Here is a 19,765-nt window from a genome sequence, read left to right on the forward strand (position 1 = left end):
GACGGGGGCCCTCGCAGCAGACCGACCGTGCTGGGGAGACTTTCCGGGGGAGGCTCCGTCCCGTCCACGGACTTGTCGGGATGCGGTCAGGCATGGTCGTTCTGCCGAGGAGCGCCGACGGCGCGCCGCGGCACTCGGTGCTTGTCCAGCACGCGTCGGACCGCGGTCGGGGAACGGTCGGTCAGCTCGGCGATCTGCCGCAGAGAGCGTCCACCGGCATATTCGGCCAGGACGAAGGACTCCAGCTGCGCCTGCAGCTCCGCACTGAGCACGGTCCCGGTGCGGGCGGTTCCGGCGAAAGCTGGCAGCGGGCGCAGCTGTGGCCGCGGCGGATAGGGCACGGCCGGTCAGTCGCGGGCCGGCCAGGCGAGGAGCGGTCCCAGCCGCTCGCCGCCGTCGGAACCGGAGCCGGCCTGGGCCGGGGCGCGCTGGTCGTGGCTGCCGGCAGCGTGCGCGAGGGCGGCGAGCACCAGGCTCAGGGCGCGGCGGTCCAGGGCCACCGCCACGTCGGCGAGGTCGACCGGTCGGCCGTCGGCGAGGCTGACGGCCACCCGAAGCACCGCCAGCCCTTCCGGGCTTCTCGGCAGCCGTCCGTCGGCGAGCGCGGCGTCGACCTCCGGCCACTCGATGCGCGCCCACAGCTGTCCGTCGACCGGCTCGGCCTCCACCGTGATCAACCCGGCGGCGCGCAGCCGAGCCAGCCAGTACCCGTCGTTGGCCAGCAGCAGCATCGCGGCCTCGGCGGCGTAGTCACCGACCGCGGCACGCAGCAGCGCAACCTCCACCTCCTCGAGATCGAGGTCGGCGGCGACCGGCTCGATGATCACCATGTCTCTCCCTGCCTCCCCGGACCCCTGCGCCCTTGAGTGTCGCCGGCAGGTACGACATGCCCGCGCCGGTAGACGTTCCGGTGCCTCCAGCCTGCGGTCGATGGAGGTCGCACGCCTCCCTCGTGGTGGTGATGTCGCGGCGGCCCTCATCCGGCGCGGTCGAGGAACTGCCGGCGGGCGCGGTTGATGGTCTCCGCGGTGCTCAGGGGCAGATCCATCTCGTCCTCGCCGTCGTGGATCGTCACGATGCGGGCGACGTAGGTCTCTGCTTCGGCGCTGCGGCCCTGGTGGTAGGCGACCCGCATCGCATCCAGCAGGCCCTGTTCGTCATCCGGGGCGACCAGCAGCGCGGTGGCCGAAGCGGTGGCGGCCGCAGCTACGTCGCCGGCGGTGAGGGCGGCGGTGACGACCTGGTGGGCGACGTCGCAGATGGCCGCGGTGAGCGTGAGGTCCAGGCCGTCGAGCCACTCGTAGCCAGCCGGGCGCTGATCGAACGGCGGCCCGGATACCAGCTGCAGGGCGGCCAGCAGATCGGGCAGGCCGTCGTCGCCGCGGACGGCGGCGCGGGCGCGGAGCTGACGGAACAGGTCGGCGTCGACGAGCACGTTCGTCAAGGTGTAGCGGCCGCGGTGGCCGGAGCTGAGGTGCTTCTCCCCCGTGACCGGGTCGGTGCCCAGCCACGCTCGCGCGCCGGCGGTGACACGGTGAACGTAGGCGCGGGCACTGACCGGGTCGGTCCTGCCGCCGCGGGCCGGTTGCAGGGCGGTGGCGGCCTCGTCGGCGGTGGCGCCGTGCGGGCGGGTGGCGAGGTAGGCGACCGTCTCTTCGTATCTGCGGCGCAGCCTGGACCGGGCGGCGGCCGCCTCGTCGCCGTGCGCGCGCAGGATGATCGGACCGAGCAGGGTCAGCCGCGGCCGGGTGCAGTCGGGATCCCACCAGTCGGCGAGGTCGCGGTCGAGCTGGCCGAGGTCGTCCTCGATCTGTCGTCGCAGTTCCACGGGGGTACGGTCGGCCGGTCGCCCAAGTCCAGGCGCCTCGACGCCATCGCTGACCGTCGACGGCGGTCCGGTGTGGGTGTCGTTCGGCCCCCGCGGCGTCGAGTCGCGTGCCGCAGCCCGGAAGAACTGGCGTCGCGCCGGCCCCGAGCCCGGCCGCTGGGCTGGCGGTGCGGTGGGCTCCGGAGAGCACACGTCCTCCCGGAGGGCGCCGGCGGCGTCGGTAAACATCTGCCAGGGACGCTCGCCGTCGCCGGCGGGGATGGGCGCGTCGCCGGTGTCGCGTTCGAAGGCCATCAGCGTGGCGATGTCGCTGGCCTGGCGGGCGGTCAGCTGGGGTGCCGGGAGCCGTAATCCGAGTGCGGGGACCAGGAGGGATCCGTCGTCGGTCAGAGTGATCAGCCACTGGCCCGCGGCCTGCGTCCGTTCGACGCCGAGCACCATCGCGACCGCTGCGCGCCGCTCCCGCTCCCCCAGCACGGCGGCGGCCTGGGCCGGCTCACCGCCGTCCCGACCCAGCTCGTGGGGAGCAAGGACGACGTGGGGCATCCAGCCGTCTCCGGCTCCGGCTCGCAGCCGCCCGTCCAGCACGTCGTCGGTGCGGCGCTCGGCAGCCTCCCGCAGGGCGCCGTGCAGCCTGGGATCAGCGGCGGTATCGACCGGTTGGATCCGGTGGGGTGCCAGGTCGAGCAGTTCCTCGCCGAACCCGACGGTGGTCACGGTGAGCAGGTCCGACCAGCCGTTGACGGCCAACTCGGCGGCCAGGTGCCGAGCGAAGTCCGTCCGGCGGTCGGCCAGTCCGGTCACGTACACGGCGCCGAGGCGTTCCAGGTCGAGCAGCCAACGGTCGCCACCGTCGGTCCCGATGGTGACCAGAGTCGGATATGGCGCCAGACGAGCCCGGGCCACTTCGGTGGCCACGCCGGTGTCCCGGTCCAGCCGCACGAACCACCACAGGCCGGTGTCGTCGGCGGTCCACGGTTCAGGCGGGGGACGGTCGGCCGGGGCGTACAGCCGCAGCTCGAGCCGGCCGCCATTCAGTCGGGCGGCGACGACGTCGGGCAGCCGCCCGTCCGGATCCGCGGAGATCCGGACGGCCAGGCCGCGCAGCGCCAGGTCGAGAGCGGCGTAGTCGGCCGTACCCGCGTCGGCCGCCGAGGTGACGACCGTCTGCGTGGTCGACAGCCCCTTCGGGAGGGGGATCAGCCGTCGGCCGGGGCGGCGGCGGCGCAGCCGCTGGCGGCGGTGCGCCAGCCACGTCGCGCCCACACCTGCGGCGAGCAGTGCCCCGCTGCCGGCGAGAACGGCCGCCAGTTCCGCCGGGAACTGGTCCTCGTCGGCATCGAGGGCATCGCCGTCGGCTGCCGACTGCACCGGTTCCTCGGGGGGACTCTGCGATGTCGGCGAGGCGGCGGGGGTCGATGTGGGCTCCGCCGGCACGGCTGGCTCGTCCTCATGCGGCGGGGGTGGCGGCGGTGCCTCCTCCGCCGGTGGTTCGGGGGTGGCCGGCGGACGAGAGCCAGCGGCTGCCGGGTCCACGGGTGGGAGGTCGAGGACCTGCCCGGGGAGGATCAGGTGCGGGTCGGTGAATCGGCCGCCGCCGGGCAGCGGTTCGCCGGCGTTGAGGTCGAAGATCGGCTGCCAATGCTCCAGGCCGTGCTGCTCGGCGATCTCGGTGAGGGTGTCGCCGGGCTGGACGACGACCTCGCCGTCGGCCGGCTCGGTCTCGGAAAAGGTGGCGTCGGGCGGGAGGACCAGGACCCAACCGGGGCGGATCAGCCCCGGATCGGTGAGGGTTGCGCCGTCGGGCTGGGGCCGGCCGCGGTTGAGGTCGAGGAGCTCCTCGAACCGCGTCCAGTCGCCCAGGTAGCGGGCGGCGATGCGGCCGAGGGTGTCGCGTGGCTGCACCGTGTAGGTGGAGCCGGCCGCGGCCTGCGGGGTCGGCGGGGACTCCGGTTCCGGTTCCAGTGCGGGCGGCGGCTCGTCGTGGCCACCCGGCTGCTCGGCGACGACCGGCGGGCCGGCCAGGGCCGGGGCGGCGAGCAGCGGTGCGCTCCCGACGCCGAGGACGGCGGCCACGAGCAGGCCGGCCAGCTGCTGGGGAGCCGCCAGGCCGGGCAGCCGCAGCGGTGGCAGGCCGCGCAGCTGGCTGACGAGCTCGACGACCACCGACAGGGCGAAGCACGCCCATGCGACCCAGCCGATCACCGCGAGCAGCCCGAGGAAGACCACGCCGGTGTCCGGTCCGCTCAGAGCAGCGGTGATCTGCGCCCAGGAGGGGACGTCGTCGGGCAGGTAGGCGCCGCCGAGCCGCCCCAGTCCGATCGGAACGCCGAGGACGGCGGTCACCAGCACCAGCAGGGCGAGCAGGCGACGCAGCGGATCGAGGCTTCGCCGTTGGTTGGTCATGGGCCCGCTCCGCCGTTCTGGTCGTCTGTGACGAGCTCGGCGGTGCCGATGCCCTCCACGGTGAACGTGGAGATGCCAATCAGGCCGAGGAAGATGGTCGGCTGGGAGATTCTCGTGGTTACCTGCAGGGTGTCGCCGTCGACGACGCTCACCTGCCCCTCGACGCCGTTGCGATCGAGGTAGTTCTGCGCCGCGGCAACTGCGGCGATCGGCTCGACTCGCACCTGCCCGGCGAGGGCGGCGGAGACGTCGAGCGCCTGTCCGCCGGCCCGGGCGGCCTCGTCGGCGACCGCGTTGGCCCGCTGGGTGGCGGCCACCTTGGCGCCACCGTCGACGGCCAAGCCGATGATCAGTAGCAGCCCGGGGACAAGGACGGCCACGAAGACGGCGATGGACCCGCGTTCGGCGTCCCACTGTCGGAGGCTCATCGTTCGCGGTAGGCGTCGACGGGACTGGTGAAGGAGGCTTCGACGGTCACGGCCCCAGGCAGCCCGGACGCCAGCAAATCCGCCATGCCGACCACGCAGGTGATCGACACGTTGACGTCGCCGGGCTGACCGAGCGGCGCCTGAAAGCCGGCAGTGTCGACGTCGACGGTGGTGCGCTGGCAGCGCACGTCCTGGGCGGCCAATGTGCGATCGGCCTGCGTTGCGGCCGAGGACGCCGCGGTGGCCGGGTCGCGGGCCAGCGATGCTTCCCGGGCGGCCGCACGGGCGGCTGCCTCGACGGCGCTCTCGGCGATCTGGGTGCGTCCGGCAACGAGGGCGAAAGACAGCAGAAGGAGCAGCGCCGGGGCCAGCAGCGCCAGCTCGACCGACACCGACCCCCGCTCCCCGATGTGCGCGCTCATGGCGTGGGCCGTTCGACCGGGCCGACGGCGGTCTGGGTCACCGACCAGCCGGACAGGCCGGGGAAGAGGCTGAGCGAGGTGCCGGTCACGGTCACCTCGATGCTGGCCGGCGAGCCGGTCACGTTCACGTCCGGGGCGGTGAGCAGATCCTGCGCGGTCTGGTCGAGAAAGCCCTCGGCCGCGGACTGGGCGCGGTCGGTCGAGGCGGGCTGCACCCGGCCCTCCCGGGCGCCCTCTTGCGCGGCGCCCAGCGCGATCGAGCGGGCGTAGAACCACAGCGCCGCCTGGATCAGCGTCATGACCAGCAGCAGGACCACCGGGAAGGTGATCGCCAGCTCCACCGACGCCGCGCCGCGCTCCCCGGACAGCCGTCGGCGCCGCCGGCTGCCACGGGGAGGGCCAGGGCGGGACGGCGGCGCGGGGCCGCGTGCGCCGGCGGGGCGGGCCACGGGGCCGGCTACTGGATCTGGGACGAGCGGGACGTGACCGCGTTGGCGATCACCGCCACGAGAGCGATGGCGATGCCGACCAGCGCCACGGTGATGATCACCTGCTCGACCGACAGCGAGCCCCGCTCGGGTTCTGCGCGGACATCGCGGAGCCGCTCTCGCAGCGCCGCGGCGAGGGCGGTCAGGGTGCTGATCAGGGGTGTCATTGGAGTCCCTTCAACGCGGGCGCGTGGTCACGTGGCCATGAGTCGGGCTAGGGCCGGATAGAGGAACAGCAGCAGAAAGGCAATAGACAGCAGCGCTACCGGGGCGGTCAGCTTCTCGCTGGCGGTGTTGGCCGCGGCCTCCTCCTCGGCCAGCAGCTGCACCCGCAGCGACTGCGCGCGGGCCCGCAGCGTCGGGGCGATCGAGGCGCCCTCCACGGCGGCGACCGCGGCGATGTCGGCGACGTCGGCCAGCTCCCCCACTCCGGTGTCGGCGGCCATCCGGCGCAGGCCGTCCCACGGTGCCTCACCCGCCAGCCGGGCGGCGACCAGCGCGTCGGTGATCCGTCGGAACACCCAGCCTTCCCCCACGCCGGCGGCACGCTCCAGGGCGATGGTGGGGCCCTCGCTGGCGTCGCGGCGCAGGCTGACCAGGTCCAGGTAGGAACACAACGCCCGGCGCATCTGCCCACGAGCCTCGGCGGCCTGGTCACGCACGATGAGGTCGACGATGAAAAAGAGGACGACGGCCAGTGCCAGCGACCCGGCCACCGGCACCACCACGGGCAGCCGGACGCCGATCATCCCGAGCACCGCGGTCAGCAGTGGCACGACGACCGCGCCGAACGCGGCGAGGCCGACCTTGCGGGCGGCGTAGCCCTCCGGCGTCCACCCGATCAACGCCAGCGCCTGGGACGGCCCTCGCAACGCGCCGGCGGGCAGCCGGGCCGCGGCCCAGGCGCCGGCGCGGCCGGCCGCCCGTGCCCACCGGTCGCTCCTCGGCGGCATCAAACCGACCGAAACAGGCGCCGGGCGCCCGTCGAGACGGGCCAGCGCGTCGGCCAGCCGCGGCTGGTCGACCACCAGGACGGCCCGCAGCAGCAGAAACGCTCCGAGTCCGACGAGCGCGCCGCAGCCGATCAGCCACATCTGGGGGCCGCTCACCGGGCCGGCACCTCCTCCGGCTCGAGACTGGCAGTCCGCCCTCCGCGGTCAGAGTCGACCAGAAAACGGACCGGCGGCGCCGGCGCGGTGAGCCGGCGCATCCACAGCAGGCAGCCCACCATGAGCGCAGCGATGACCGCCAGGACCAGCTGCCCCAGCCCGGTGCCGTAGGGGGCCAAGTAGTCGCCGTTGAGCGCGGCCAGCCCCGCCGCGGCGACCGTGATCAGCAGCAGCCAGCGGGCATTGGCCCGCGGTTTGGCGCGGTCGGCCTCGATCTTGCGGCGCATGGTGACCTCCTCGGTGAGGCTTCCCGCCAGCTCGGTCAGCACCCGCGCCAGCCCCGGTCCGCGCAGCTCCGCACCGAGCAGCAGGGCAGCGACGACCAGATCCCCGGCGGCGTCGTCGAGGTCGTCGGCGAAGGCCCGCAGCGCCCGGGACGTCGGCCAGCGCGCCTGCAGCCGCGCGGCCAGCGCCGCCACTTCCGCCGCGATCGGCTCGGGGACGGTGCGCGCGGAGCGGATCAGCGTCTGCTCCAGGCCGCCGCCGGCGGCCAGCACGTCGGAGGCGCGCCGCACCCACTCCTGCAGCGCCTCCAGCCGCTCCACCGCGGCGTTGCCGGCGGAGAACTGCGCCAGCAGCCACGGCACGCCGACCACCGCCAGCCCGGCCAGCACACCGCCGACCGGCCACCCGGAGGCCAGCCACACCACCCCCGCCGCCACGCCGCCGGCCACCCACAGCACCCGTTGTCGCCGCGATGTCTGACGCTCAGCGAGCCCCGTCGGACGCAACCTGCGCCGCCTCGGCGGACGGGCCGGGGCCGCGGCGGCGGTGACCGCATGCGCGGCCAGCAGCAGGCCACCCGCCAGCAGCGCTCCGCACGCGCCGGCCAGCAATCCCGTGCCGCTCACCGTCGTCCCCCAACGGCGCCCGGCCAGTGACCCCGGCCAGGCCGCAGCCAGCCGGGATCGAAGCCGACCCGGACGTAGTCGGCCAAGTCCACCGGATCGTGCTCGGGCACCGCGCGACCGTCCGGACCGGGTGCGAACACCTCGGTGACCGCCGGGCGCCCGCCCTCCCCGATGCCGTTGCACTCGAGGACCTGGCTGACGAACCGCTGGCGCTCACCCCCGATCCACCGCTCATCCACAGTCGCGATGTGGACGAGCAGGTCGACCGCCGACGCGCACGACCGGTAGGCATGCTCCGGGGTGACCGCGGCGCGGCCGCGCATGCACAGGTTGGCCAGCCGCTCGAACGCGTGGTGCGCCGAGCGGGCGTGCAAGGTGCAGGCCGAACCGCCCTCGCCGGCCTCCATCACCTCGATCAGCGGCCAGGCCTCCTCGCCGCGCACCTCCCCCAGCCACACCCGGGACACGTTCATCACCAGCGCCTGCTCGACCAGCTCGGTCAGCGTCACCTCACCCAGCCGGCGGCCGTCCGGGCCGCGCTCCCCGGTGCCCTCCCGGGCCTCGAACGGCACCACCCGCGGATGTCGGTCGGGCAGCTCGTGCAGCAGCAGCTCGAAATGCTTCTCGATCGTGGCCAGGTTCTCGCGCACCGGCAGCTCGTTCGCCAGCGCCCGCAGCATCAGCGTCTTGCCCGCGGCCTGGGCGCCGGTGACCACGATGTTCTTGCGCGCCCGCACCGCAGCGCGGAGGAGCTCCGCCAGCGGCCGGTCGATCGCCTTCAGTTCCACCAGGTCGTCGAGGGCGACGTTGCGGATCCGGTGCCGGCGAATCACCAGCTGCGGCCGCGGCACCGTCGCGATCACCGCCGCCAACCGCGACCCGTCCGGCAACCGCATGGTCAGCAGCGGGCTCGCCGTGGTCAGCGTCCGCTCGGATCGGCCCAGCCGGGCAGCAATGTGCTGCAGCTGGCGGACCAGGTCCTCGTCGGAGTCGGCGACCGGACCGACGCGGACATCCCGGCCGTCTGCGTAGCCGACCCACACGTTGTCGTACCCGTGCGCCTCGATGTTCTCCACCAGCGGGTCGTCCACGTAGGGCTGCAGCCGGCCCAGCCCGAACTGGGCAGCGAACACCGCCCCGGCGATCGCCCGCTCCTCTGCCGCCGACGGCACCGCCTGCCCGGCCCGCATCCGCTCCCGCACCAGCTCATCGATCCCGTCGGCAATCAGCGTGCGTGCCAGCTCCTGCTGCGCCACCGAGCTGAGCGTCGGGCGGCGCTTGAGCTCCTCGGCCAGCGCGGACGCCGTCGCCTCGTGCAGCCGGCGCACCAGCGTCCAATCCACCGCGTCCTGCGATGCATCAAGTCGTGGAGCCGCGGTCCCGGGGCCGAGGAAATCGGTGAGGTCAGCGGACACGGCCGCCCCCGACCGTGGCTGCCGGCGCAAGCACGGATGCCGCCGGTGGCGGCGTCAGCCGGGATTCGTGCGCCGCAGCGAACTCGACCAACCGGGTCGCGACCGTCCGCGCGGCCCGCAACAGCGCCGACTGCGCGAACAGCCGGCCGGCCGGCGCGCCATCACTGAGCACCGCCGCCGACTTCGCGTCCCGCGGCAACGATCCGACGACCGGCACGCCGAGCGCCTCACCGATCTCCCGCTCCCCGTACGGCTCCCCCGGCCCGACCACCAACGCGGCCAGCACGCCCGCGCGTCTGTCCCCCTCCCGAAGTTCGGCAATCGCCTGCGTACCCGCACGTACGGCGCGCAGCGTGGAACCGGTGACCACCACCACCGCGGCAGCCCGACCAACCACGGCGGCCGGGAAGTGCTCCGCCCGCAGCCGCCCGCAGTCCGCCAGCACATCCACGGCGCCGTCCTCCACCGAGGCCAACACGGTCGCCAAGCGATCCCAGTCCACATGGCGGGCAACCGCCGGATCAGCCAGGCCCGGCAGCAGCCGCGCCCGTCCCTCCTCGTCGAGTCGCAATAGCCGAGTCTCTAGGTGCCCGGCAAGCCCACCCCGCCGGGCCACGAGCGCCAGGTCGGCCAGCCCGCCGGCGGACACCTCGCCACGGCCGTAGCCCGCCAACACGTCCCCACCGGCCGGATCGAGCTCGGCCAGCACCACCGGCCCCGGCCAGGACAGCGCCAGCGCCAGCCCGCTGGTGGTTACACCGGGTGCCCCCTTGGCCGAACACAGCGCGATCAACACGGGCAGCCACCTCGCCTAGCCGGCCACCACGACGATGGCGATCAAACCGGCAGCGGCGCGGGCGGCGACGTCCGGCCCGTCGGCTGCATCGACGAGCACGTCGACCACCCGCAGCCCGTCGGTTCCGGGCGGACCGGTCTGCACCACGGTCGCCTCAACTACGCCCGCGGCTCCCACCTCGGCCGCGGCCGGAACACTGCCCCCGGCCACGGGCACCAGAAGGACGTCATCGCCCGGGCGCAGCGGGGTCACTGGCAGCTGCACCGTCGAGACTCCGACCCCGACCAGCTGCTGGCCGGGAGCCGGAAGGCGCTGATCGGTCAGCGCGTCACGGGTGAGCAGCGAACCCGGCGTCAGGGTGGTCGCCGCGATCAGGCCGATAACCTGATCACGCTCGGAGTACGGAATCGGCGCCAAAGCGGGATCCGCCGGGATCCGCGACTCCACGAGGTCTGCAGCGGTGATGCTCTGGCCCCAGGGCACCTCCCGCGCGATCGCGATCACCGGGGACGTCTGCCCCAGCGACGTCGCCAGATAGGCCGCCCCAAGCGCACCGAGGATCACCATAGTCACGGCGAGGGCCAGCAGGGCCGGGCGGCGGCGGCGGCGCGGTGGCGGCAGGACCGGCGCCCGAGGCAGTCCGTTGACCGCCGCGGAGGGTTGTTCGGCGCTGGTCTTCGGCGGCTGCGTGGCGGTCATCGGCTTCCCCCGTCCTGATTGAGGACGTGCAGTTCGCCGACGAACAGCTCCGCCGACGAGGACAGCTCCAGGGTCTCCGTCCCGGACAGTCCGCCGCCGGACCAGGTGATCGTCCATGTGCTGGTCGCGGTGATCGGCCACGGCCCACGACCGGGCACGTGCCGGCTCGACGCCTGGGCAAAGACGTGGCCGCAGTCCGGGGAAGGACCCTCCACACCCGGGGTGTACGGCGTCCCGGCTCCACAGACCACCGTGGTGCCGTCCCCCATGTCCCAGGTGACCTGGCTCACCTCACCCACGGCGGTTACAGACACTCCTCCCGCTGCTGCGGTCGCCCGGGCGGGGCCGGTGCTTTCCGGGCTGCGCTCAACCCACATCCAGATGGGCAGGCCCACGAGGCCACTCGCTGATCCCGGGGGCGGCGCCATCCTGATCTCCGGTCCCCGTAGCGGCATCGAGGAGATCGCCTGCTGCGCGAGGACGCGGGGATCGACAACAGGATCGGGAGGGGAACTTGTCCCATTGGCGAGAAAGATCAGGCCCGACCACTCGCCGGAACCCCAGCCGGCCGGGCGCGGGCATGTGAACGCCCAGATCATGCCGTCTTCTGGTCGGTGCCCAGCCCAGACCGGGTGCCCGATCCACGGCTGCGGATTGGCTACTGCGCGCGTGCATTGGTCTTGCGGGGACGCACCACCACCCCCACCCGGCGCCCCGCCGGCGCCGTTGCCGCCGTCGTTATTGCTGCCTCCCGGCGTCGACACCCAGAGCATGCAGGCGCCGGTGCGGGGGTTGGTCCTGGAGCACTCGACGCCCGGATCTGCTGCGGCGATCCCGGGAGATGTCGCGCCGATCAACACGGGCGCTGTGACGATTACCGCCAAACCGGAGAGGCCTTTCAGCATGGCTCGTCCGGCCGTGGCTCGAGCGTGGTCACCAACCAGGGCTCACGGGGCTCCGCGACGTACTGGACGACGGTGATGTCCCACACGTAGCGAGGCGGGGTCCCAGGAGGCACTACCTCGCCGGTCTCGACGTTGACCGTCTGGGCGCTCTGACTGTCGTAGCAGCCAGTGATCCTTACGCTCGGCCCCTCCGGCGCAGCCAGATCCACGCTGGTGACCCTGAGATCTACAGCAGAGTCACCCTCTTGGCGGAGCCCGAGGGTGGCGTATTCCCGCACGGACTGAACGGTGACAAGGGCCGCCGGATCGGCGGCATACCGACGAATCTCGGGCTCCCAGTCCCGAGCATTGGGCTCACGACTCGCCGCGTCACTGATCTCAAGCAGGCCATGAAAGGCCTGGGTGGCGGCCTCAGCCGCTTCTTCCTCGGGAGTTGGGGCCTCTGATGTCACAGCAGGGGACGTCATGGTGGACGAAGGAGCCGACCCGACGCTCGGCGACGCCTGGTCCGGGCCATCCAGGCCGCTACACGCCGCCAGGGCCAGGGCTGCGCCGAGAAGGGTGAGAACAACCGGCCGCCGCACCATCATTACGCCCAGGCGACGTCGATCCGCCGGCCCCGGCCGTCAGCGAGCCGCTGGTGGCCCTCAGGCCTTCGCACGGGCTCCGTCTGGGGTTGATCGTCGATCGGGATGTGCGGCCGGCCGCTGATGGAAACGGCGGCCACCGCAACGCGGAGCACGCTCGAGCACGCCATGGCACCTCCCCGTAACGCGGTGGCGGGAAGTTACCACCAATGGCGTTCGGTAGCGTAACCCCTTCCTCCAGTAAGTCTCCAGTTCTGCCAGCGAGTCCCAGGTCCTCCAGTGACCCGCCGAGTTCAGTCGCTGGAGGTGGCCAAGGCAGCATGATCGCTTCGTGAGCGACGGATGGCTGCCTCGACCCGTGTTGGGTCCACGCCGAGAACCTGAGCTACAGCGGCCACGAGAGTTGGTGAGGACTCGGTGCCCGGACGTCCGTCCTCTAGGCGCACGTACGTCATCACGGACACACTCGGCGCCCCCATCTCGTTTGTGGCAAGTCCGGCCGCAACCCGAAGCGCCGCGAGGGGCGGGTCGTTGGCGTCGACGTCGAGCAGGTACAGCGGCTCCACACCGACCGCAGCCGCCAGCCGGGGCACCAAGCGAGGCCGCGGATGCTCGAGCCCCATCTCCCAGACCCGGATACGCGCCGGGCTCGAAAGCTCCAGTCTGGTCGCCAGTTGATCTCTGGTCAGCCCCAGGGCCTCGCGTGCAGCCTGCAGGCGGTCGCCTCGAAGCAACGGCCGCGCCACGGCAGCCCCCTATCACCCGTTCGGTGGACACCGCCTGTGGCGCTGAACCCTAGCGCCCACCGCCCGCCGCAAATCCACAGCGCCTCTTCGCCCCGCGCCGGGCGCTCGCCCGGCGATGGACACGACAACAAACCCAAGGTGGACGTCCAACCCGTGCTTTCTGCAGCACCGGCCAGTCGGCCTCGCGACCGACGAACCGGAGAAGAACCGGGGAGAAACCGGAGACCTCTGTGCGCGGCCACTCTGGTCGTCGGGACAGCGCAACACCGGCCACGGCCTGCATCCGCTTGGACGAGGCGCCTCCCACGTCGATACGGCAGAAAAGCCGGAGATCGCCCTCCACCATCGTCCACGAGGGTCGAAGGGAACCCTTCCGCACGCCACGCCGCCTTGGGCGAGCGATAGCGCTCGCCAGATCAGGAGAGCGAGATGAGCGACCCCCAGCGGGAGATCTGGGCGGGTGACCCGCTACTGCTCACCCCCGAGGAGGCGGCACGAGTCCTCCGAGTCGGCCGCACCACGGTGTACGCCCTGCTGAAGGCCGGCGACCTGACTCCGGTTCATATCGGGCGCAGCTGCCGCCTGTCTCGCGCGGAGCTGGAGCGGTACGTCAAGCAGCTGGAGGCTCGTTCGCCGCGAACACCGAACGGGCGCCGGCGGACGAGCAGGGGTCAGAACGGAGTCCTCGACCTCATCCACAACCCGCCGGACGGCACCTGACCTGTGCACATCTCCGCGTCGGTGACGGACCGCCTCGCCACACTCAGTACGGCCTGACAGGGCGACGAAGGGAGCAGGCGATGACACAACTGCCGTGGACGGGCGACGCAGCACGGCCCGGATGCACGTCGCATGACGGCGGGCGGGAAGACGAGACAACGACGCTGGCAACAACCGCCCGATGGCTGATCACCGCGGTCCGGCCTAGCAGCCGCCTAGTGCACCGGAGGCGAGGGCAGTGACCCGGCGCGCAGCGAGCGGCGAGTCCTCGATCGTCAAGGGCGCCGACGGCCGGTTCCACGGGTACGTGTCCATGGGGCTCAAGGAGGGTGGCAAGCGGGACCGGCGCCACGTCGCCTCTCTCAGGCGCGCGGCCGTCGTCCGCATGGTCCGCGAGCTGGAGGAGCAACGCGACGCCGGCATCCGCCTGGCCGGCGGACGCACGATGACCGTCGAGCAGTGGCTAGAGCACTGGCTGACTGCCATCGCGGTGCGGCGCCTCCGCCCCAAGACATATGAGAACTACTCGTGCAACGTCCGGCGACACCTCGTGCGGCTGCTCGGACATCACCGTCTGGACCGGCTGCAGCCCGAACACGTCGAGGCGGCCTGGGGCCAGCTCTCGGCAGAGGGTCTGTCCCCGGCCACGGTGCTCCTCAATCACCGCATTCTGTCGCGGGCGCTGACGGTCGCCTTGCAGCGCGGCCGGGTGGCCCGCAACGTCGCCACGCTGGTCGACGCGCCGTCCGCCGCCCGGGGAGAGGTGCAGCCGCTGACCGCTGCAGAAGCCAGGAGGCTTCTGCAGAGCGCCAAGGATTTGCCCAACGGCGCCCGCTGGTCGGTAGCCCTTGCGCTCGGCCTTCGACAAGGCGAGGCACTCGGGCTGCTGTGGGATGCCGTCGACCTCGACGCCGGCACCCTCACCGTCCGCCGGGCGCTGCAGCGGCGCGCCTGGCAGCACGGCTGCGCCCAGCCTTGCGGACGGAAGCGGGCAGTGGAGTGTCCGCAGCGCCGCGGCGGCGGCCTGGTCCTCGTAGAGCCCAAGAGCCGCGCCGGCCGCCGGACGATCAAGCTGCCTGACGCGCTGCGGGACGCGCTGCGGAGTCACCGGGCGTGGCAGGCTGAACGGCGCCTCTCCGCCGGAAACGTATGGGAGGAGGGCGGCTACGTCTTCTGCCAGCCGAACGGGCGGCCCATCGACGCGCGACGGGACTGGCTCGACTGGAAGGCGCTCCTGAAGGCGGCCGGCGTCCGGGACGCCCGATTGCACGACGCTCGGCACACAGCGGCTACGTTACTGCTCCAGCAAGGAGTGGCGGCCCGGGTGGCGATGGAGATGCTCGGGCACTCGCAGATCAGCCTGACACTCGGCACCTATTCCCACGTGGTGCCGGAGCTCGCCCAGGATGCCGCAGACCGGATCGGCGCAGCGCTGTGGGGATGAAGCACTGCCCCGAGCGCGGTGGTTGGCACACACGCTGGCACACAGGTCGCCTCACCGGTCGCCCAACCCGGAACGTTCTTGCTGGTCGAAACGGAGCCGCCTGTCGGAATCGAACCGACGACCTTCTCATTACGAGTGAGATGCTCTACCGACTGAGCTAAGGCGGCGGACGTGCGCGCCACAGCCTACGTCACCGCCGGGCGCCGACCGCGCAGGGCCTGGACAACCGCGCAGGGCCTGGACACCTGCGCCGACGCGGCGAGTGTCGGGTTGCGGCCCCCTGCAGGGTCCCGGCGCGAGCCTGCGAGCGCTGGGGAGCAGGGGGTCCTTCTTCAGACGGGCAGGCGCAGCGCGACGGTGAGCGCCTCGAGAGCGATCCGCGGCTTGACGTTCTGCTCCAGCGCCAGGCGGCAGGCCAGGACGGCGTCGATCCGGCGCAGCGCCCCCTCGGCGCCGAGCCGGCGGGCGAGCTCCCCGGCGTCGGCGCGGCGGTCCGGATGCAGCAGCTGCACCGGTTCGCCGCCCGCGGCCAGCACGAGGGCGTCGCGGTAGAGACCGGCCAGGTCGACCAGCGCCCGGTCGAGCGAGTCGCGGCCCAGGCGGGTGGCCCGCGACTTCTGCCTGCGCTCGAGCTCCTTGAGCTGCGCCGCTCCCCCGCGGCTGGCCGCGATGCCCGGGCCGCGGGCACCGAAGCCGAGACTGGCCTTGGTCGCCTCCGTCTCGGCCGCGTCGAGCACCGACGTCGCGGCCTCGGTCTCCTCCTCGGCCGCGCCGACCAGGTCGTCGGCCGCGTCGAGGCAGGCGGCCAGCGAGACGAGCGCCAGCGGCACGTCGAGCACCGCCTTGCGGGCGAGCCGGGCGTCCTCGTCACGGGCGAGCCGGCGCGCGCGACCGACGTGGCCCCCCGATGCCGCGGCCGACCAGGCCGCCAGCGCCGGGTCCACGCCGTCGCGGCGGACGAGGACGTCGGCGATGTCGTCGACCCGAGGCGTCCGGAGGCCGACGACGCGGCAGCGGGACCGGATCGTCACCGGGACGTCGTCGGGGTGCAGGCTGGGCGCGCAGAGCAGGAACACCGTCCGGGGTGGCGGCTCCTCGATCATCTTGAGCACGGCGTTGGCCGCGGATTCGGTCATGCGGTCGGCGTCCTCGACCACGATCACCTGCCACCGTCCGCCCGACGGTGCCCGACCGGCCACCCGCACCAGGTCGCGCGCCTCCTTGGCGCCGATCGACAGCCCGTCGGGAACGATCACGTGCACGTCCGCGTGGGTGCCGGCCAGCACCGTCCGGCACTCGTGGCACGTGCCGTCTCCCCCGTCGGGGCACTGCAGGGCGGCGGCGAACGCGCGGGCCGCCACCGAACGGCCGGAGCCCGGTGGGCCGGTGAACAGCCACGCGTGGGTCATCGCCGCCGGATCGGCCACCGCCGCACGCAGCTCGGCGACCACCGCGGGCTGGCCGATGACCTGCTCCCAGACGCCCTCGGGCGCCGCGACCGCGCTGCTCACGGGTGCAGCTGGGGTGTCGCGCCGGTCTGCGCGTGCGGATGACGCGGGGCGTGCGCGGCCAGCTCGTCGTGCGGCACCGTCGCGCCGTTGGGGCGGACCCCCTGCGGCTCGCTGGCGGCCAGCTGCTGCAGCGGCAGGCCGGAGAGCAGGTCGGCGACGCGGACCCGGATGGCCGCGGCGAGCTCGTCGGGCGACTGCCGCGCGTCGAGGACCAGGTAGCGGTCGGGCGCGGACTCGGCCAGTGCGCGGAACGTCTGCCGCACCCGCTGGTGGAACTCCAACGACTCGGACTCCAGCCGGTCGGCGGCGGCGCGGCCGCGGGCGCGGGCCAGCCCCTCCTCGGGCGGGAGGTCGAGCAGGATGGTGAGGTCCGGTTCCAGGCCCCCGGTCGCCCAGCGGGACAGCATCCGGACGTCGTCCAGCGGGATCGTGCGGCCCGCGCCCTGGTAGGCCAGCGAGCTGTCGACGAACCGGTCGGTGATCACGACCTCGCCCGCGTCCAGCGCCGGCCGCAGGACGTCGTTCACGTGCTGCGCCCGGTCGGCGGCGTAGAGCAACGCCTCCGAGCGCGGGGCGATGCCGGTGTGCGCCCGGTCCAGCACGATCGAGCGGATCCCGGCACCGGACGGCGTGGCGCCGGGCTCGAAGGTGGCACGGGCGACCAGGCCCTCGTTGGTGAGCCACTCCTGCAGCCGACGCACCTGGGTGGACTTGCCGGCCCCCTCCCCGCCCTCGAAGGCGATGAGGACGCCACCACCGGCCAGACGCCGCCGTGCCGTGGTGTCGCGGCGCAGGGCGGTGACCACGTCGGCGAGGAGGGGCACCGGCCGGCCGTCGTCCATCTGCCGGTAGGCGAGGACGCCCACCCCGACCGCGAGCAGTCCGGCGACCAGCAGCATGATCCGTTCCCCGGTGACCGGGATCGTGACGACGCCGAGGTCGAGTCTGTGCCGGCCGATGAGGCCCACCCCGAACGGGACGACGGCCAGCGACAGGATCAGTGCCGCCCGCACCAGCGACTGGACGATGGCGAACGTGCGACCGCGGATCTGGTCCTGCACCTCCGTGCCGAGCAGCGTGAAGCCGGCCAGGTAGGCGATACCGGCGAAGAAGCCCATGCAGACCACGAGCAGGAGCGCGATCCACAGCGCGATGCTCCACGCCAGGAGCGTCACCGCCGCACCGGCCCCGACGATGGCGACGCCGAACAGCCGCTGGCGCGAGAGGTCGCGGGCGATGCTGGGACCCACCCCGATGCCGATGCCGAGGCCCACGAAGACCGCGCCGAACAGCATCCCGTACGCGGCCGGCCCCGCGCTCAGCGAGTCGGCGAAGGCCTGCGCGGTGGCGATGACGACGCCCGCCGCCATGAATGCGCCGGTGATGCCCACGACGAGGCCGCGGACCAGCGGGGTGTGCCCGGCGAAGGAGAACCCGGAGCGCAGTGAACCGAAGAAGCTCTCCCCCTCGACCGCCGCACCCGTCCGCCGGCCGCTGATCGACGGGAGGTTCCAGATGATGACCGCGGCGACCAGGTAGGTGAGCGCGTTGAGGTACAGGGCCAGGTCGATCTCGTCGAGGCCCGACACCGCACGGCTCAGCGGGCCCCCGACCGCCGCCAGCAGCGAGAAGACGATGCCGGCCAGCACGGGCGTGAGCCCGTACGTGGTGACCAGCGACAGCTGGTTGGCCGGTTCGAGCTGGTCCTTGCGCACCATGTTCGGGACGGCGGCGTCCTTGGCGGGGATGAAGAAGAGGCTGACCGCCTCGATGACGAACTGCGCGATGAACAGCCACACCAGCTCGTTGACCAGCGGGATCGACGCGAAGAGCGCGAAGCGGATGACGTGCGTGACGACCATGGTCTTGCGCCGGTCGAACCGGTCGGCGAAGGCACCCGCCAGGGGACCCAGCACGATCGACGGCAGCAACCGGAACAGCAGCACGGCGCCGAGGGCGAAGTTCTTCGCGGCGAAGTCGTCGAACAACGAGGTGGCTGTCGCGGTGATCGCCAGCAGCCCCAGCCAGTCGCCGAAGCTCGACAGCGACGTCGACAGCCAGAGCTGGCGGAAGTCGCGGACGCGCAGCACGGCGCGCAGCTTGGCCACGAGCCCGACCGCACCCACGACGTCGGGCGGCTGTTCCGCGGCTGAACCGCCCTCCCCCGTGACGGCCGGGTCGAGCTCCGCCAAGGGCGCGGCCGCGTCCTCGGGCACCGGCGTGCCTGCGGACGGCACGCCGGTCACCGGTGGCGTCGGGTCGGACGGAATGGGAGCTCCCCGGTGGTCGGCGGATCGGGGCGGAGCAGGCCCCGGCGGCCTCACGCTACCGGGCGGACGTGACGATTTCGGCAGGTTTCCGCCCAGAAGGGGTCAGGCGGCGGAGCACTAGGGTCGGCTCCCGTGGCGGACGCGGGGCAGTCGGCGGACGCGGGGCAGTCGGCGGACGCGGGGCAGTCGGCGGACGCGGGGCAGTCGGCGGACGCGGGGCAGTCGGCGGACGCGGGGCAGTCGGCGGACGCGGGGCAGTCGGCGGACGCGGGGCAGTCGGCGGACGCGGGGCAGTCGACCGGTGCGTGGGACCCCGACGGCTACCTCCGGTACGCGGGCGAGCGGGCCCGCCCGTTCGCGGAGCTGCTCACGCGGGTCGCCGTGGCCACCCCGCGGGTCGTCGTCGACCTGGGCTGCGGCGAGGGAGCGCTCACGGCGTCCCTGGCGCGGCGCTGGCCCGGAGCCAGGGTCACCGGCGTCGACTCCTCCCCCGAGATGCTGGCCGCCGCGTCCGCGCACGCGCGACCGGGCCGGGTCGACTTCGCGCTCGGGGACGTCCGCGACTGGGTCCCCGACGGACCGGTCGACGTGCTGGTGAGCAACGCGGTCCTGCACTGGGTGCCCGGGCACGAGGAGCTGCTCGGCCGGTGGGCGGAGTGGCTGGCGCCCGGCGGCACCCTGGCCGTGCAGGTGCCGGGCAACTTCCGGGCACCGACGCACGCGCTGCTGCGCGGGCTCTGCCGGTCGCCGCGATGGGGGGCAGCGGTGGCCGATGCGGCACCCCACCCCGACGCCGTCCTCGAGCCGGCCGGCTACTTCGACGTCCTGACGTCGGCCGGGCTGACCGCCGACGTCTGGGAGACGACCTACCTGCACGTCCTGAGCGGGCCCGATCCGGTGCTGGGGTGGGTGCGCAGCACCGTGCTGCGGCCGGTGCTCGCCCTGCTGGACGGCGACGACGCGGCGCAGCTCACCGCCGCGTACGCCGCCGCGCTGCGCGAGGCCTACCCGCAGCGACCCGACGGGACGACGGTGCTCCCGTTCCGCCGGGTCTTCGCGGTCGGCGTCCGGCCGGCCTAG

The 19,765-nt window shown here is 73.3% G+C and carries 20 protein-coding genes and 1 tRNA gene; 3 read left to right on the forward strand and 18 right to left on the reverse strand.

The window, feature by feature from the left end:
* Positions 1-86 precede the first annotated feature (86 nt).
* The 15 genes from MVA48_RS13390 to MVA48_RS13460 all read right to left on the reverse strand — a co-directional run bounded on the left by MVA48_RS13390 (position 87) and on the right by MVA48_RS13460 (position 12,740).
* Positions 87-341 carry a helix-turn-helix domain-containing protein gene (locus MVA48_RS13390; protein ID WP_246981052.1) on the reverse strand — a complete coding sequence of 85 codons (255 nt, stop codon included), beginning with the start codon at positions 339-341 and terminating at the stop codon, positions 87-89.
* A gap of 6 nt (positions 342-347) precedes the next feature.
* Complete coding sequence (locus MVA48_RS13395; protein ID WP_246981054.1) at positions 348-830, reverse strand: hypothetical protein; 483 nt, start codon at positions 828-830, stop codon at positions 348-350.
* A gap of 146 nt (positions 831-976) precedes the next feature.
* Complete coding sequence (locus MVA48_RS13400; protein ID WP_246981056.1) at positions 977-4,234, reverse strand: LysM peptidoglycan-binding domain-containing protein; 3,258 nt, start codon at positions 4,232-4,234, stop codon at positions 977-979.
* A complete protein-coding gene (locus tag MVA48_RS13405) occupies positions 4,231-4,662 on the reverse strand; it encodes a TadE/TadG family type IV pilus assembly protein (protein WP_246981058.1) in 432 nt (143 codons plus the stop codon). The genes MVA48_RS13400 and MVA48_RS13405 overlap by 4 nt, the downstream gene beginning before the upstream one ends.
* Positions 4,659-5,054 (reverse strand): TadE/TadG family type IV pilus assembly protein, encoded by a 396-nt coding sequence (locus MVA48_RS13410; protein ID WP_246981060.1) that lies wholly within the window; start codon positions 5,052-5,054, stop codon positions 4,659-4,661. Before MVA48_RS13410 ends, MVA48_RS13405 begins: the two co-directional genes overlap by 4 nt.
* A gap of 26 nt (positions 5,055-5,080) precedes the next feature.
* On the reverse strand, positions 5,081-5,533 hold the full coding sequence (locus MVA48_RS13415) for a TadE family protein (RefSeq protein WP_246981062.1): 453 nt from the start codon (positions 5,531-5,533) through the stop codon (positions 5,081-5,083).
* Between the two features lie 8 nt (positions 5,534-5,541).
* Entirely contained in the window at positions 5,542-5,739 is a 198-nt protein-coding gene (locus tag MVA48_RS13420) for a hypothetical protein (RefSeq protein ID WP_246981064.1), read from the reverse strand.
* Between the two features lie 27 nt (positions 5,740-5,766).
* Entirely contained in the window at positions 5,767-6,681 is a 915-nt protein-coding gene (locus MVA48_RS13425; RefSeq protein ID WP_246981066.1) for a type II secretion system F family protein, read from the reverse strand.
* Positions 6,678-7,592 (reverse strand): type II secretion system F family protein, encoded by a 915-nt coding sequence (locus MVA48_RS13430; protein WP_246981069.1) that lies wholly within the window; start codon positions 7,590-7,592, stop codon positions 6,678-6,680. Before MVA48_RS13430 ends, MVA48_RS13425 begins: the two co-directional genes overlap by 4 nt.
* Positions 7,589-8,935, reverse strand: a complete 1,347-nt coding sequence (locus MVA48_RS13435) for a CpaF family protein (protein WP_246981071.1) — start codon at positions 8,933-8,935, stop codon at positions 7,589-7,591. The genes MVA48_RS13430 and MVA48_RS13435 overlap by 4 nt, the downstream gene beginning before the upstream one ends.
* A 61-nt stretch (positions 8,936-8,996) precedes the next feature.
* Positions 8,997-9,803, reverse strand: a complete 807-nt coding sequence (locus MVA48_RS13440; RefSeq protein ID WP_246981073.1) for a hypothetical protein — start codon at positions 9,801-9,803, stop codon at positions 8,997-8,999.
* Between the two features lie 15 nt (positions 9,804-9,818).
* Positions 9,819-10,502 carry an SAF domain-containing protein gene (locus tag MVA48_RS13445; protein ID WP_246981075.1) on the reverse strand — a complete coding sequence of 228 codons (684 nt, stop codon included), beginning with the start codon at positions 10,500-10,502 and terminating at the stop codon, positions 9,819-9,821.
* Positions 10,499-11,407 carry an ATP/GTP-binding protein gene (locus MVA48_RS13450; protein ID WP_246981077.1) on the reverse strand — a complete coding sequence of 303 codons (909 nt, stop codon included), beginning with the start codon at positions 11,405-11,407 and terminating at the stop codon, positions 10,499-10,501. The genes MVA48_RS13445 and MVA48_RS13450 overlap by 4 nt, the downstream gene beginning before the upstream one ends.
* Positions 11,401-11,859 carry a hypothetical protein gene (locus MVA48_RS13455; RefSeq protein ID WP_246981079.1) on the reverse strand — a complete coding sequence of 153 codons (459 nt, stop codon included), beginning with the start codon at positions 11,857-11,859 and terminating at the stop codon, positions 11,401-11,403. Before MVA48_RS13455 ends, MVA48_RS13450 begins: the two co-directional genes overlap by 7 nt.
* A 428-nt stretch (positions 11,860-12,287) precedes the next feature.
* Positions 12,288-12,740: a helix-turn-helix domain-containing protein gene (locus MVA48_RS13460; protein WP_246981081.1), complete on the reverse strand. Its 453-nt coding sequence runs from the start codon at positions 12,738-12,740 to the stop codon at positions 12,288-12,290.
* 429 nt (positions 12,741-13,169) lie between these two features.
* Between MVA48_RS13460 and MVA48_RS13465 the strand changes: the two genes are divergently transcribed.
* Together MVA48_RS13465 and MVA48_RS13470 are read left to right on the forward strand one after the other, a co-directional pair.
* On the forward strand, positions 13,170-13,460 hold the full coding sequence (locus tag MVA48_RS13465) for a helix-turn-helix domain-containing protein (protein WP_246981083.1): 291 nt from the start codon (positions 13,170-13,172) through the stop codon (positions 13,458-13,460).
* Between the two features lie 313 nt (positions 13,461-13,773).
* Entirely contained in the window at positions 13,774-14,904 is a 1,131-nt protein-coding gene (locus MVA48_RS13470; protein WP_246981085.1) for a tyrosine-type recombinase/integrase, read from the forward strand.
* Positions 14,905-14,998: 94 nt separating this feature from the next.
* Here MVA48_RS13470 and MVA48_RS13475 read toward each other — a convergent pair.
* From MVA48_RS13475 to tmk, 3 genes are all read right to left on the reverse strand, one after another.
* Positions 14,999-15,071 (reverse strand) — tRNA-Thr (locus tag MVA48_RS13475).
* 165 nt (positions 15,072-15,236) lie between these two features.
* Complete coding sequence (locus tag MVA48_RS13480; RefSeq protein ID WP_246981087.1) at positions 15,237-16,415, reverse strand: DNA polymerase III subunit delta'; 1,179 nt, start codon at positions 16,413-16,415, stop codon at positions 15,237-15,239.
* Positions 16,412-18,652 carry a dTMP kinase gene (gene tmk / locus MVA48_RS13485; protein WP_246981089.1) on the reverse strand — a complete coding sequence of 747 codons (2,241 nt, stop codon included), beginning with the start codon at positions 18,650-18,652 and terminating at the stop codon, positions 16,412-16,414. Before tmk ends, MVA48_RS13480 begins: the two co-directional genes overlap by 4 nt.
* A gap of 165 nt (positions 18,653-18,817) precedes the next feature.
* Here tmk and MVA48_RS13490 point away from each other — a divergent pair, with 165 nt between their 5' ends.
* Positions 18,818-19,765: a trans-aconitate 2-methyltransferase gene (locus MVA48_RS13490; protein ID WP_246981091.1), complete on the forward strand. Its 948-nt coding sequence runs from the start codon at positions 18,818-18,820 to the stop codon at positions 19,763-19,765.

Origin of the sequence: Blastococcus sp. PRF04-17, from assembly GCF_023016265.1 — a bacterium.
Taxonomy (GTDB): Bacteria; Actinomycetota; Actinomycetes; order Mycobacteriales; family Geodermatophilaceae; genus Blastococcus_B.

Bases quoted from the DNA above. Each gene is read 5' to 3' on its own strand.
- MVA48_RS13395 (WP_246981054.1), bottom strand. From the start codon at position 830: ATGGTGATCATCGAGCCGGTCGCCGCCGACCTCGATCTCGAGGAGGTG.
- MVA48_RS13400 (WP_246981056.1), bottom strand. From the start codon at position 4,234: ATGACCAACCAACGGCGAAGCCTCGATCCGCTGCGTCGCCTGCTCGCC.
- MVA48_RS13405 (WP_246981058.1), bottom strand. From the start codon at position 4,662: ATGAGCCTCCGACAGTGGGACGCCGAACGCGGGTCCATCGCCGTCTTC.
- MVA48_RS13420 (WP_246981064.1), bottom strand. From the start codon at position 5,739: ATGACACCCCTGATCAGCACCCTGACCGCCCTCGCCGCGGCGCTGCGA.
- MVA48_RS13445 (WP_246981075.1), bottom strand. From the start codon at position 10,502: ATGACCGCCACGCAGCCGCCGAAGACCAGCGCCGAACAACCCTCCGCG.
- MVA48_RS13450 (WP_246981077.1), bottom strand. From the start codon at position 11,407: ATGCTGAAAGGCCTCTCCGGTTTGGCGGTAATCGTCACAGCGCCCGTG.
- MVA48_RS13465 (WP_246981083.1), top strand. From the start codon at position 13,170: ATGAGCGACCCCCAGCGGGAGATCTGGGCGGGTGACCCGCTACTGCTC.
- MVA48_RS13470 (WP_246981085.1), top strand. From the start codon at position 13,774: ATGGGGCTCAAGGAGGGTGGCAAGCGGGACCGGCGCCACGTCGCCTCT.